Origin of the sequence: Nocardioides gansuensis (assembly GCF_003076135.1) — a bacterium.
Lineage (GTDB): Bacteria > Actinomycetota > Actinomycetes > Propionibacteriales > Nocardioidaceae > Nocardioides > Nocardioides gansuensis.
Genome location: NZ_QDGZ01000007.1, coordinates 287,049 through 299,160, shown reverse-complemented (window position 1 = coordinate 299,160; position 12,112 = coordinate 287,049). Strand labels below are relative to the sequence as shown.

13 protein-coding genes are annotated in these 12,112 nt (G+C 71.8%); 5 read left to right on the top strand and 8 right to left on the bottom strand.

Translation table 11 applies throughout. The features are described from left to right. Window positions 1–68 precede the first annotated feature (68 nt). The 3 genes from pepN to DDE18_RS23055 are packed head-to-tail and all read right to left on the bottom strand — an operon-like array spanning window position 69 to window position 3,246. Window positions 69–2,546 carry an aminopeptidase N gene (gene pepN / locus DDE18_RS17310; RefSeq protein WP_116573499.1) on the bottom strand — a complete coding sequence of 826 codons (2,478 nt, stop codon included), beginning with the start codon at window positions 2,544–2,546 and terminating at the stop codon, window positions 69–71. 32 nt (window positions 2,547–2,578) lie between these two features. Beyond that, window positions 2,579–3,052, bottom strand: a complete 474-nt coding sequence (locus DDE18_RS17305; RefSeq protein ID WP_245916814.1) for a DUF2269 domain-containing protein — start codon at window positions 3,050–3,052, stop codon at window positions 2,579–2,581. 23 nt (window positions 3,053–3,075) lie between these two features. Further along, a complete protein-coding gene (locus DDE18_RS23055) occupies window positions 3,076–3,246 on the bottom strand; it encodes a hypothetical protein (RefSeq protein WP_165821192.1) in 171 nt (56 codons plus the stop codon). 236 nt (window positions 3,247–3,482) lie between these two features. Between DDE18_RS23055 and DDE18_RS17300 the strand changes: the two genes are divergently transcribed. The 3 genes from DDE18_RS17300 to DDE18_RS17290 all read left to right on the top strand — a co-directional run bounded on the left by DDE18_RS17300 (window position 3,483) and on the right by DDE18_RS17290 (window position 6,276). Next, entirely contained in the window at window positions 3,483–4,148 is a 666-nt protein-coding gene (locus DDE18_RS17300; RefSeq protein ID WP_116573498.1) for a 50S ribosomal protein L25/general stress protein Ctc, read from the top strand. A 129-nt stretch (window positions 4,149–4,277) separates the two neighbouring features. Then, complete coding sequence (gene pth / locus DDE18_RS17295; RefSeq protein ID WP_116573497.1) at window positions 4,278–4,868, top strand: aminoacyl-tRNA hydrolase; 591 nt, start codon at window positions 4,278–4,280, stop codon at window positions 4,866–4,868. Window positions 4,869–5,160: 292 nt separating this feature from the next. Further along, a complete protein-coding gene (locus DDE18_RS17290; protein ID WP_116573496.1) occupies window positions 5,161–6,276 on the top strand; it encodes a DegT/DnrJ/EryC1/StrS family aminotransferase in 1,116 nt (371 codons plus the stop codon). A gap of 62 nt (window positions 6,277–6,338) precedes the next feature. Here DDE18_RS17290 and DDE18_RS17285 read toward each other — a convergent pair whose 3' ends face one another. Together DDE18_RS17285 and DDE18_RS17280 are read right to left on the bottom strand one after the other, a co-directional pair. Continuing rightward, window positions 6,339–7,031 (bottom strand): response regulator transcription factor, encoded by a 693-nt coding sequence (locus tag DDE18_RS17285; protein WP_116573495.1) that lies wholly within the window; start codon window positions 7,029–7,031, stop codon window positions 6,339–6,341. Next, on the bottom strand, window positions 7,012–8,298 hold the full coding sequence (locus DDE18_RS17280; protein ID WP_116573494.1) for a sensor histidine kinase: 1,287 nt from the start codon (window positions 8,296–8,298) through the stop codon (window positions 7,012–7,014). The genes DDE18_RS17285 and DDE18_RS17280 overlap by 20 nt, the downstream gene beginning before the upstream one ends. Window positions 8,299–8,753: 455 nt before the next feature. Between DDE18_RS17280 and DDE18_RS17275 the strand changes: the two genes are divergently transcribed. Together DDE18_RS17275 and DDE18_RS17270 are read left to right on the top strand one after the other, a co-directional pair. After that, window positions 8,754–9,464: a helix-turn-helix transcriptional regulator gene (locus DDE18_RS17275; protein ID WP_116573493.1), complete on the top strand. Its 711-nt coding sequence runs from the start codon at window positions 8,754–8,756 to the stop codon at window positions 9,462–9,464. Window positions 9,465–9,474: 10 nt separating this feature from the next. Further along, entirely contained in the window at window positions 9,475–10,254 is a 780-nt protein-coding gene (locus tag DDE18_RS17270; protein WP_245916812.1) for a 3'(2'),5'-bisphosphate nucleotidase CysQ, read from the top strand. Window positions 10,255–10,263: 9 nt separating this feature from the next. Here DDE18_RS17270 and DDE18_RS24085 read toward each other — a convergent pair whose 3' ends face one another. The 3 genes from DDE18_RS24085 to DDE18_RS23045 all read right to left on the bottom strand — a co-directional run bounded on the left by DDE18_RS24085 (window position 10,264) and on the right by DDE18_RS23045 (window position 12,057). Continuing rightward, window positions 10,264–11,256, bottom strand: a complete 993-nt coding sequence (locus DDE18_RS24085; RefSeq protein WP_116573492.1) for a lytic transglycosylase domain-containing protein — start codon at window positions 11,254–11,256, stop codon at window positions 10,264–10,266. 135 nt (window positions 11,257–11,391) lie between these two features. Further along, window positions 11,392–11,898 (bottom strand): hypothetical protein, encoded by a 507-nt coding sequence (locus tag DDE18_RS17260; RefSeq protein ID WP_116573491.1) that lies wholly within the window; start codon window positions 11,896–11,898, stop codon window positions 11,392–11,394. Between the two features lie 15 nt (window positions 11,899–11,913). Then, window positions 11,914–12,057 carry a hypothetical protein gene (locus DDE18_RS23045; protein ID WP_165821214.1) on the bottom strand — a complete coding sequence of 48 codons (144 nt, stop codon included), beginning with the start codon at window positions 12,055–12,057 and terminating at the stop codon, window positions 11,914–11,916. Window positions 12,058–12,112 lie beyond the last annotated feature (55 nt).

Sequence of the window (12,112 nt, the reverse complement as noted above, 5' to 3'; positions counted from 1 at the left end):
GGCAGAACCCCCGGATATCCGGGATGTCGGCGGTTCTCAGGAGTGGCAACTCCTCAGAACCGCCAGGTTCACCGGATATCCGGTGATCCCGTCACAGCCGCGATCACCCGGTCGAGGTCGTCGAGGTGGTCGTCCCACTCACGCCGGAGCACGGTCGGTACGTCGCCGGCCAGGGTGTCAGCGAGCGCGGACCGCAGCTCCCGGCGGGCGTCGTGCGACATCGGCAGCCAGGGGAACGCGTCGCCGATGACACCGCCCATCGCCTGGCCGGACCTCCAAGCCAGGTCGAGGCCGTCGCTGAGGTAGCGCGGCACATAGGGCGCGACGAGATCGGCGTGCTCCCACGCCCAGAGGCCATGCGCGATCGCGCTCAGCTCCCGGTTGGACAGCTCACCGCTGACCATGCGCACGAAGGCCGACTCCTTGGCCTCGACGGTCGGCACCGAGGCCCGGGCCGTGAGGGCCGCGTGGGCTCCGGAGGAGGTGCGGTCGCGCGCGGCCTCCGCGTCGATCCGGCTGCCGTCGCCGAGGGAGGCGAGCCGCTGCACGAGCAGCCAGCGGACGTCCTGGTCGGCCTCGGGGAGGCCACCCCCGCCGTCGAGCCAGGCCGCGAGCTGCGCCACGGAGGCGCTGGTGCGTGCCAGCGCGCGGGCGGCGGCCGGGGCCAGCGTCGACGGCCCGTCGCGCAGCACGCCCTCGGCGAGCCCCGCCACGTCGGCCAGCTGCCCGCCCAGGGTCGCCGGGTCGCCCTGCCGCCGCAGCACGCGCAGCACGAGGACGAGGGCCGCCTCGAAGACGGTCGCGTCCTGCTCGACGGCGAGGTGGCGCCCGGCCATCGCGACGAGGTCGGCCACCGGCATCAGCCCCGACTCGGCCAGGTGCCCGGCGGTCGCCCAGACGAGCGCCCGGGTCAGCGACGTGTCGATCGCGGGCAGGCCGTCGACCAGCGCCTGCCAGGAGGCGTCGTCGGGCTCGAGGGCGGCGTAGGTCTCGTCGAGCGCGTTGGGCAGCACCACCCGGCCTGCGAACTCCGGCAGCGCGACGGGGGAGTCCGCGAGGTCGACGAGACGCTCGCCCACGAGCCCCAGCGCCTCGTCGTACGCCGCGACGGTGAAGCGGTGCGGCCGCGACCCGACCCGCGTCAGCACCGGCACGCCGCCGTCGCGGGTCACCACGATCCGGTCGAAGCCGGTGGTCCGCAGCCAGGCCCCGGCCCACGCGCGCACGTCGCGGTCGGTCGCGGAGTCGAGGGCGTCGAGGAAGTCGGCGAGGGTGGCGTTCCCGAAGGCGTGGGCGGTCAGGTGCTTGTTGACACCGGCGAGGAAGTCGTCCTCGCCCAGCCACACCACCAGCTGGCGCAGCGCCGCCATCCCCTTGGCGTAGGTGATCATGTCGAAGTTGTTGAAGGCGGTGTCGACGTCGACCAGCGCCTCGGCGTCCTCGGCGATGGGATGGGTCGAGCGGCGGAGGTCGGCCCGGTAGGCCGTGGGCTTGCGGGCGAGGGCCACGGCCGTCCACGAGTTGGCCGCTCCGGCGGCGGCGTCCGCGACCTGGAAGCCCATGTACTCCGCGAAGGACTCGTTGAGCCAGGAGTCCTCCCACCAGCGCATCGTGACCAGGTCGCCGAACCACATGTGCGCCATCTCGTGGGCGATCACCGACGTGCGCCAGTGCCGCTCCATCGCGGTCGGCTCGCCGGGGCTGAGCATCTCGTCGCGGTAGGCCACGCAGCCGGGGAACTCCATGGCGCCCCAGTTCAGGCCCGGCACGAAGACCTGCTGGAAGTCGTCGAACGGGTAGGGCTCGTCGAAGACGGACGTGTAGTGCTGGAAGCAGCGCGAGGTCACGGTCCGCAGTTCGTCGGCGTCGCGCTCGAGCTCGGCGCGCTGCGAGGCGCGCGCGTGCCAGCCGAAGGGAAGGGTGCCGTCGCCGTAGGGCTCGTCCCACGTGAACGACACCCACGGGCCGCCGCAGACGACGAAGAGGTACGTCGAGATGGGCGGCGTCGGCGCGAACGTCCAGGTCCTGGGTCTCGACTCCGCTCGACCCTCCGGACGGTCGAGCGAAGTCGAGACCCCGTTGGCCACGACCGACCAGTGGGCCGGCGCCGTGACCTCGACCGCGAACGTCGTCTTGAGGTCGGGCTGGTCGAAGCAGGGGAGGACCTTCTGCGCGATGTCCATCGCGGTCAGGGCACACACGTATCGCTCGCCGTCCGCCGGGTCGACCAGCACGTTCATGCCGTCGCCATCGGTGACGTAGGGCAGCCGCCCCGTCACGGTCACCTCGTTCTCCACAGCCAGGCCGGGCAGGGCGATGCGGCGGCCGTCGTACAACGCGTCCAGCGGGCTGCCGTTGAGGGTGACCGTGACCCCGGTGGCGTCCTTGAGCTCGAGGAACGTCTCGGCGCCCGGCACCGCGCAGGCGAACCGGACGGTCGCCTCCACGCCGAAGTCGTCGGCGCTGGTGAGGTCGAGGTGGACCTGGGTGGAGACCTGGCTGATCAGGGCCGCGCGCTCGCGGGCCTCGGTGAGGGTGAGGGACACGGGGCCACCCTAGGTGCGGGCCCCGCCCCGGCTCACCCGGAAATCTGGCGCGTGCGTCGCCAGCCGTATCGCGTGAGCCCCCGGGGCTTGTAGATGTTCAGCCCGAGCGGGACCAGGAGGACGGCCAGTCCGCCGATGGAGTGGAGGAGGTCGCCGCCGAGGTGGCTCACGTCCGTCTCCGGATCGGCGGCTGTCCGCGCCATCTCGCCGACGGCCGGCAGGTGCAGCACGAGGATCACGAACGCGAAGGTGGTCAGGGCCAGGCTGATCGTCACCCAGTAGTGCCGGAACAGGCCCCAGGGCGTCCCGAGCGCCTGGACGACGCCGGTCACAAGCGACAAGGTCGCGAGCGGGACCAGGGCATAGCGCATGACGACGTCCATCATCAGGTAGGCCGCGCGGACGGCCTGGTCGTCCCCGCTGGCCAGGGCGGGCACGTTGAGGGAGATGTACGCCGCGATCGCGCCGAGCCAGCCGACCGAGCTCCCCACATGCACCGTCAGCATCAGCCTCCGGAGCCCCGCGGACATCATCCGCCGTGCCTCCCAGGGCCGTGCTCGCCGCCGACCAGGAGCATGACCACCACCACCGCGACCAGCGCCACTACCAGCCCGAGCGCCAGGAGCCTGACCCACCGGGGGACTCCGGGGGGCACCTCGTGTGCCCGGCGGCCCATCGGGTCGTGTGCGCTGCCGGTCATGTCGTGACTCCTTGGTCGGCGGAACCGCTCGGGCGGACGAGGCCGAGTCTATTTCGAGGCCCCTCGCGGTTTGGCCGGCACGGCCGGTGGCGTCTAGAGTTCTCGGGTTGCCTCGGCGAGGGAGCTTCCGCTCCGTGATCGACAGGGCCCGCGAGCTGTCAGAGCCGCGCGTCCAGGTCCGGATGCGCGGCTCTCGTCGTCCCGGGGCCCCTGGATCACACACTGAGGAGAACAGCATGTCCGCCGAGAAGATCACCGCCGAGCAGCGCACCGAGTTCGGCAAGGGTGCGGCCCGCCGCATCCGTCGCGACAACAAGATCCCCGCGGTCGTCTACGGCCACGGCCACGACCCGGTCCACGTGACCCTGCCGGGCCACGCGACGATGATGGCGATCAAGCACGGTGGCGCCAACGCCCTGCTCGACCTCGACATCGACGGCACCTCGCAGCTCGCGCTGACCAAGCACGTGCAGGTCGACCCGATCCGCCGCGTCATCGAGCACGTCGACTTCATCGCCGTCAAGAGTGGCGAGAAGGTCACCGTCGACGTCCCGATCCACGTGGTCGGTGACGCCGCCGCCGAGACCCTGGTGGTCAACGAGAACACCACCCTCCAGATCGAGGCCGAGGCCACGCACATCCCCGAGTTCTTCGAGGTGTCGGTCGAGGGCGCCGAGGCCGGCACCCAGATCCTCGCCAAGGACGTCGAGCTGCCCGCCGGCAGCACCCTCCTCTCCGACGAGGAGCTGCTGGTCGTCAACGTGACCCAGCAGATCTCCGCCGAGGCCCTCGAGGCCGAGCTGGAGGAGGCCGAGGCCGAGGTCGGCATCGTCCACGAGGAGCCCGAGGCCGAGGCCGCCGCCGAGGAGGCCCCCGCCGAGGAGCCCGCCTCCGAGGAGTGAGTCGGCGCGTCTGCGCGCTGACAACCCCTCGAGTCGGCGCATCTGCACAGCGAGTGTGTGCAGATGCGCCGACTCGGTGCATTTCGGGTGTGCAGATGCGCCGACTCGGCATTTGAGAGGATGTGCGGCGTGAGCGACGACGTCTGGCTGGTGGTCGGCCTCGGCAACCCCGGACCGGCGTACGCCGGGCACCGGCACAACGTCGGCTACCTCGTCACCGACGAGCTGGCGAGCCGGATGGGGGCCTCGTTCCGCGCGCACAAGACCGGTCGCGCCGACGTGGTCGAGGGCAGGCTGACCCCACCGGGCGTGCCCGGCCCACGCGTCGTACTTGCCCGTCCGCGTTGCTACATGAACGAGTCGGGCGGGCCCGTGAAGGCGCTGGCGACGTTCTACAAGGTGCCCCCCGAGCGGATCGTCGCGATCCACGACGAGCTCGACATCGCCTTCGGCACGCTGCGGATCAAGCTCGGAGGCGGCGACAACGGCCACAACGGGCTGCGGTCCATGCGCTCCTCGCTCGGCACGGGCGACTTCCACCGCGTGCGGGCGGGGATCGGACGCCCCCCGGGACGCCAGGACGTGGCCGACTTCGTGCTGAGCAACTACTCCACTGCCGAGCGCAAGGACCTGCCGTTCCAGGTGATGGATGCCGCCGATGCGGTCGAGTGCCTGGTCACCGAGGGCCTCGAGAAGACGCAGCAGCGGTTCAACTCCTGACCGCTCACCAATATTGGCGATTGCCCCCGCCGGCCACCCCGCGGCTGCCCCGCGGCTCGGACGATGAAAGTGCGCCCCTTAGCGGGGGCGCACCAAGAGCAAGGGGTTGCTGTATGGAGCCCAGCCGCGGAGTTCGCCGCGCAGCCCATGGAACAGGGAGGAGATGCTGGCCCACTGGCGGGGGCCGGCATCTCCGCCCGGCGCGGCATCCGGGCCGCGCATCGGCACCCGGCACACCGAGGCCGCCGGGTGCCGGTGCCGGTCCGCTGAGGAGCCGGACGGAGGTCGTGTCATGAAGGTGCCGTTCGTCGACCTGGCTGCCCAGCACGCCGAGATCGCCAGCGAGGTGCAGGCCGGGCTGGAGGCGGTCTTCGCCGAGACCTCGTTCGTCGACGGCCCGCCCGTCGCCGAGTTCGAGCACGCGTACGCCGCGTTCCTCGGCGTACGGCACTGCGTGGGCGTGGCCAACGGCACCGACGCGCTGGAGCTGGCCCTGCGCGCGGTCGGGGTCGGACCCCGGGCCGAGGTCGTGCTCCCGGCCAACACGTTCATCGCGACCGCGGAGGCGGTGGCGCGGATCGGCGCCGTCCCCGTGCCCGTGGACGTCGACGACGTCCACCTCCTCGTCGACCCGGCTGCCGTCGAGGAGGCGCTGACCCCGCGCACCCGGGCGGTCGTCGCGGTGCACCTGTTCGGCCAGGTCGCGCCGGTCGAGTCACTCACCGACATCTGCCGCGCCCATGCCCTGCCCCTCGTCGAGGACGCCTCCCATGCCCAGGGTGCCCGCCTGGACGACCGGTACGTGGGAGCGCTGGGCCACATCGCGGCGACCAGCCTCTCCCCGGGCAAGAACCTCGGGGCGGCGGGGGACGCAGGCGCCGTGACGACCGACGATCCCCACCTCGCGGCCCAGGTGAGGTTGCTGCGCGCCCACGGCTCACGGGCCCGCTACGTCCACCAGGTCGTCGGCATGAGCTCACGCCTCGACTCCGTCCAGGCCGTCTACCTGCGTGCGAAGCTCGACCGGCTGGAGAAGTGGAACGACCTGCGCTGCCGCGCTGCCCAGCGCTACGACGAGCTGCTCGCCGGCGTCCCCGGCGTTGTCCGCCCCAGGCAGCCCGTCGTGGGACGGCACGTCTGGCACCTCTACGTGGTCCGCGTCCGCGACCGCGACAACGTGCTGGCCTCCCTCGCGCGGGCGGGGATCGGGGCGGGCGTGCACTACCCGACCCCGGTGCACCTCACTCCGGCCTACCAGGACCTCGACCTGGGGCCAGGCAGCGCGCCGGTGGCCGAGCGGGCGGCCGGCGAGATCCTCTCGCTGCCCATGTACCCCCACCTGACCGAGCGGATGCAGGAGCGCGTGGTCGACGTGCTCGCCGAGGCGGTCGCGGAGGCGCGGGGATAGCCGTCGCCTCCGCGACCCCGTTCTGCCTGGCGATCTCGCGAACGGTCAGGCCCCGGAGCAGGTTAGATGCTGGGGTGGAGCCAGCCGACCCGGTGGGCGAGCCCCACGGCCGCGATCTGGGAGGAGACCTGGAGCTTGGCCAGGATCGACTTCACTTGCGTGCGCACGGTCGCCTCGGAGACGACGCCGCGCTGGGCGATGTCGCGCACGCTGAAGCCCTCGACCAGCTGGCCCAGCACGTCCTTCTCCCGGGGAGTGAGCAGCTCGAGCCGCGCATGCAGCTCCTCGGTCTCCATCCGGTCCTTGCGCCAGGCGTCGAGCAGGTCCTCCAGCTCGGCGGCAGTCGTCACGGGCAGACCCTGGTGCAGCCGGCGCACCGCGGCCAGCGTCTCCTGGAGCGGGCGGGCCTTGGAGATGACCTTGCGCGCGCCCAGGCGCATGCAGGCCCCCCAGCGGCCCTTGTCCTGCGAGGCGGTCACCACCACGACGTTGGCGCCTGCACGTGCCAGTCGGCCGATGAGCGTCATGCCGTCTCCGAAGCGGCCGAGGTCCAGGTCGAGCAGGATGATCCGGGCGTTGCTGCGCAGCGCCAGGGAGCACAGCGTGGTCATCGAGCCGCCGACCTCCGGCAGTGCGAGCCGGCGTACGTCGTAGCCCTCCAGGGAGAGCGCCAGCTCCAGCGACTCCGCGAAGAGGACGTGGTCCTCGATGATCAGCACCCGGTTGCTGGGACGGCTATCTCCCGGCGGGGTCATCGTCATCCTCAGGGGTCCGCGCGGCCGGGAGGCGGATGACGAACGACGAGCCGTCGGGCTCAGCGTGGGCAAGGGTCAGCTGTCCACCTTGCTCCGCCAGCAGCTGCCTCGCGCGGTGCAGGCCGATGCCCTCGCCGGGTGAGCGGGAGCCTCGGACGCCCCAGTCGAAGAGGTGGTCCCGCACCTCGTCGGGCACTCCGGGACCGTGATCGGTCACCGTGATCCGCACCTCGTCGTCGCCCGGTGAGACCTCGATCCGGCTCGCTGACCCCTGGCCGTGGGTGGCCGCATTGTCGAGCAGGATGTCCATCACCTCGGCGACGTCGTCGGGGCGGCACCGCACGTGTGCGCCGCTCGGCTGCCACTCGATCATGCGGCCGCGGGCGCGGTGGGCCTCGAAGACCACGTCGAGGGTCCGGTCGAGGTCGACCGCACTTTCCGCAGAATGGCGCTCGGAGAGCAGGCGCTCGAGCCGCGCGAGCTCGGCCCGGAGGGTGAGCTCCAGCCGCAGCCGGACCGTGTCGTGGATGTCGTGGTCGTGGAGCAGCCGCGTTGCGCAGGCGATCCCGGCCACCATGCTCCGGACCTCGTGCAGCAGCTCGCGTGAGTGCCGGGCATCTGATTCGGTCCGGTCGAGGTCCCTCTCGAGCCGGGCGTAGTGGTCGCGCTGGTCCTCGAACGCCCGGCCGAGGAGCAGGAGGGCGGAGTGCAGCCAGAGGAAGGCGACGGCGGTGATGGCCAGGTTGAGGGCGGCGTCGGGCAGCCAGCTTTGCGCGGTCCAGACGCTGGTGACGTGTCCGATCCCGATGAGCACCGTGGCGGCAGACAGCCGGGCGCGGCTCGCCCTGGGGAGCCCCGCGTCCCGCCACATCTCCCGGCCCAGCACGACGTAGCCGAGCAGCACCACCGCGGCCATCGAGATGGCTTCGATCTCCGACATGTTGTGCGGCCCTGACACGAAGAGCCCGATCACGCGCCCCGCGCTGAGCAGCACGCCGAGCCCGACGCCGAGCAGCAACGGGTCCGGCGTGAACCGGGTGCGGGACGCCGCGATGAGCAGCGCCATCGTGACCGCGCACGTGGCGAGGTCGAGCACGCCACGCCACTCGCCCCGCGTGAGGGGATCTCCCTGCGTCGCCGAGTCGATCCCGGCGCGCGCGAGCACCTGCGTGGCCAGCAGGATGGCCGCGCCGACCGTCCAGGCGCGGGCGGACGTCGGCTGCACCCGCCAGAAGAAGTAGAACACCAGGCTGGCGAGGAACAGCACTCCTCCAGCCCCCAGACGCAGCGCGTGAGTCCCCGCGCCCGCCGAACCCGAGACCACCAGTATCAAGATGGCGGCGCCGACCAGGGTCGTCGCCGCCAGTGTTCGCGTCCAGCGCCCCGAAGCCTGGGGGTGCCCAGTCTGACCCACGCGAGCTCGCCCTCCCTCAAAGGCCCGAAAGTCCCATGTGCACAAGGGCGGCGAAATCAGTCCGAGACCGAATCGTGCCCCGTTTTGAAGAAACGTACGGCCCGATCCGCTCCACTACCTTCGATCGTCGGCGGTTACCCAATTTGAGGCAATGGTTCGCGCGAACTTGTCTATACCTGTAAAGACCGGCGATCGTCTGGGCCATCCCCAATTCAGTGCAGGTTCCTCCGCGAGGGGCGCGCCCCGTGACTGTGCGGGTGGATCCTTGGGTAGGAGCGGGCCGCAAGGTCGGTCTCGTGGAAGGGCCCATGATGACGAAGCCGACGCCGCGCGCCCACCCTGCGGCGTCGCACGGGGTGGGCCGGATCCTGGTGCTGTCCCGGCTTCCGCTCGTCGCCCAGGCCGTCGCCGCAGCCCTGGCCAGCCGCGGCAGGGACGTGGTCGCACTGGTGTGGGCGGGTGACGACGCCGCCGCGAGCACGCGGATGGTGCGTCAGGCTGCCGAGGACGACCTGATGATCGTCCTGGACGAGCTCGAGGACGAGTCGGCAGTGGAACAGATCCTCTCCCTGGTCTCCGGCACCCGGGCCCGCTGCATGGTCATCACCACGCACCCGCCTGATCGCGCCTGGGGCGCCCTGCTCGACCACGGCGTGGCGGCGATCCTGCCGGGCGAGTCCTCGCTCGAGAAGGTCGAGGAGGTGATCGCCCTGGCCGGCAGGGGTGCAGACATGATGCAGCCGGAAGTGCGCGAGCACGCGCTGCAGGAGCACACCTCCTGGACGGACGAGCGGTCGGACATCGAGGCACGGTTCGCACGGCTGTCCCCACGGGAGCTGCAGGTGCTCGAGCTCCTCGCCGCAGGGCATCGGGTGCGGGAGGTGAGCGAGATCGTCGGCCGCACGGAGGGCACGGTGCGCAGCCAGATCAAGTCCGTACGGCACAAGCTCGGCGTGCACTCGCAGCTCGCCGCCGTGGTGATCGCGCACCGGATGGGGCTCGGGGATGGCCCCCGATAGGGTGACCGGCGTGAGCGACGCCGATGCGATGACCCTGGACCCCAGCACCCTCGACGACCATGACTTCGCGGTGTGGGCCGCCGAGCAGGCCGGTGCAGCCCTGCTCCGGGTGCGTGTCGAGGGGCTCGAGGGCAAGGCCCTCAAGGACGCCGGCGACGCGGCCGCGCAGGCGGTGCTGGCGGGCCTGCTGGCCGAGCACCGCCCCGGTGACGCGGTCCTCAGCGAGGAGGCGGCCGACGACAGCACGCGCCTCGAGGCGTCCCGGGTGTGGATCATCGATCCCCTCGACGGGACGCGTGAGTTCTCCGAGCCCCCGCGCGACGACTGGGCCGTGCACGTGGCCCTGTGGCAGGACGGGCGGCTCGTTGCCGGCGCCGTCGCCCAGCCGGCGCTCGGCGAGACGTTCTCCACGGCCGCGCCCCGCGTCGTACCTGCCCGCACGTCCGACCGTCCGCGCATCGCGGTGAGCCGCACCCGTCCGCCCGCGTTCGTGGAGGCCCTCGCCGCGGAGATCGACGCCGAGCTGGTGCCGATGGGCTCCGCCGGCGTCAAGGTGATGAGCGTCGTGCGCGACGTCGCCGACGCCTACGTCCACGCAGGCGGGCAGTACCAGTGGGACAACGCCGCCCCCGTCGCCGTCGCCGAGGCGGCCGGGCTGCACTGCAGCCGGGTCGACGGGTCACCGCTGGTCTACAACGAGGCTGAGACCTCGCTGCCGGACCTGATCGTCTGCCGCCCCGAGCTGGCCGAGCAGATCATCGACTTCGTCAAGCGGCACGGCATCGACTGACCGTCGCGGTCAGCCGGGCAGCCGCTCCGGGTGCCGCTCGAGGTAGCGGTCGACGGGCATCGGCCGGGTCGAGGCGTAGCCAGTGGGCAGCCAGACGCTCCCGCGCCGGGTGAGGTAGTAGACCTGCCACTGGTGGTAGCCGCGGAACGCGCGCGGCCGGCTGCGCATGATCTCCGCGTGCAGGGTCACGCCCTTCACGTACGCCGTGGAGTTGTTGTAGCGGTAGAGCGCGGCGGCCTTGTCGCGGGCGAACCCGTTCGCGCGCAGCAGGCGGGCGGCCGCCATGATCGCGTCGCGCGGGTCGTGGACGTCGCCGCCCTCGCCGTACATGTCCCAGGTCCCGGGTATGAACTGCATCGGCCCCTGGGCGCCGGCCACCGAGGTGCCGCGGATCCGGCCGAAGGTGGTCTCGACCATGTTGATGGCGGCGAGGTACTCCCAGTCGATGCCGTAGCGCCGCTCCGCCTCGCCGTACATCGCCCGCAGCGACCGCCGGGCGATGGGCTCCACGACGCGCCAGACCGGCAGCTCGTCGGCGAGCTCGGAGTGCGCGGTGGGATGCATGGAGCGGAAGGCGCGGAGGGCGGCGACGTTGTCGCGTACGACGCGGCGCAGGGCCGCGGGCACGCGCGCCAGGACCTTCGCGTCCCACGCGGGGCGGCCGCTGAGCTCCTGGTAGGCCAGCTGCTCGGTGTGGCCTGCCGCGGCCACGAGCTCGCCGCTCGACTCGCTGTCATGGATGACGCGCTGTGCGGCGATGATGAAGCGGGCCGTCTCGGCGGCGGAGTCGGGCCGCTCGGGGCGGCCGGCGAGGACCGGCTGCAGCTCGGGGGCGACGGCCTTGGCCGGCGATGTTGTCGGCTCGGCGGTGGGGGAGTCGCCGGCGCGCGGGGCGGCAGACGAGCTGGCCGCCTCGGGAGAGTCGACCGGGGCGGGCGAGCCGTCGCCGCACCCGGAGACCGCAAGCACCGAGACGAGGGCGACTGCTGCGAGGCGAGTCATGACAGCCAGCCTCCCCGTCGCACGCGCCGTGGACAACGGGGAGCGCATCAATTTCCCGGGCTCGACCGTGCAAATGAGCCGACTCGGCGCCCCTGCGATGTGCAGGCGCGCCGAGTCGGCGGGTGGTTCAGGAGGTCAGTAGCGCCGGGTCCAGCCCGTGCTGCTCCAGCCCAGGTAGGCGGTGTCGCCCTTGACGGTGAAGCGCCAGAACGTCTTCTTGCGGCTCGGCGCGGGCAGCTTGATGCGCCACTTGCCGCGCGCGTCGGTCTTGATGGTCTTGTACTTGCGCCACTGCTTGCCCAACTTGCGCTCGACCTTGATGGGCTTCCTGGTGTAGTCCGGCGTGACCTTGCCGAAGAAGGTGGTGCCCCTGGTGCTCGCAGTCACCTTGCGCTGCACCCCGACGGTCACGGGGAGGGACTCGCTCGGGCTCCAGACGTCGCCGTTGGTGGACGAGGAACCGCTGTAGACGACCTTGTAGATCGCGTTGGAGTCAGGCTTGACGTCGAAGAAGAAGTAGCTGCCGGCGGTCTCGTCGACCTCGACCACGGTCCAGGTGGGGCTCTTCACGGTGCTCACCATCAGGGTGGCCGAGCCGGAGTAGACGCTGCCGCCGGCGGTGGTGGTGATCGCGCCGTTCATGGTGAGGGTGTCGCCCTACTGCACCGCCGTGGCGGAGGGGGTGAGCGTCGCCTGGGTCGCGTAGGTGGTGGCGGCGCCGGCCGGCGCCGAGACGGCGACGGGGGTGAGGCCGAGGAGCCCGGCGCTCAGCAGGCCGGCGATGAGACGAGAGGTGCGCATGTCCCCGTATCTCCTTTCGAACGGACGCCGCCTCGCGGCGCCACATGAGGAGCGG

Bases quoted from the DNA above. Each gene is read 5' to 3' on its own strand.
- DDE18_RS17305 (WP_245916814.1), bottom strand. From the start codon at position 3,052: ATGCTGACGGTGCATGTGGGGAGCTCGGTCGGCTGGCTCGGCGCGATC.
- DDE18_RS23055 (WP_165821192.1), bottom strand. From the start codon at position 3,246: ATGACCGGCAGCGCACACGACCCGATGGGCCGCCGGGCACACGAGGTG.
- DDE18_RS17300 (WP_116573498.1), top strand. From the start codon at position 3,483: ATGTCCGCCGAGAAGATCACCGCCGAGCAGCGCACCGAGTTCGGCAAG.
- DDE18_RS17290 (WP_116573496.1), top strand. From the start codon at position 5,161: ATGAAGGTGCCGTTCGTCGACCTGGCTGCCCAGCACGCCGAGATCGCC.
- DDE18_RS17285 (WP_116573495.1), bottom strand. From the start codon at position 7,031: ATGACCCCGCCGGGAGATAGCCGTCCCAGCAACCGGGTGCTGATCATC.
- DDE18_RS17275 (WP_116573493.1), top strand. From the start codon at position 8,754: ATGATGACGAAGCCGACGCCGCGCGCCCACCCTGCGGCGTCGCACGGG.
- DDE18_RS24085 (WP_116573492.1), bottom strand. From the start codon at position 11,256: ATGACTCGCCTCGCAGCAGTCGCCCTCGTCTCGGTGCTTGCGGTCTCC.
- DDE18_RS17260 (WP_116573491.1), bottom strand. From the start codon at position 11,898: ATGAACGGCGCGATCACCACCACCGCCGGCGGCAGCGTCTACTCCGGC.
- DDE18_RS23045 (WP_165821214.1), bottom strand. From the start codon at position 12,057: ATGCGCACCTCTCGTCTCATCGCCGGCCTGCTGAGCGCCGGGCTCCTC.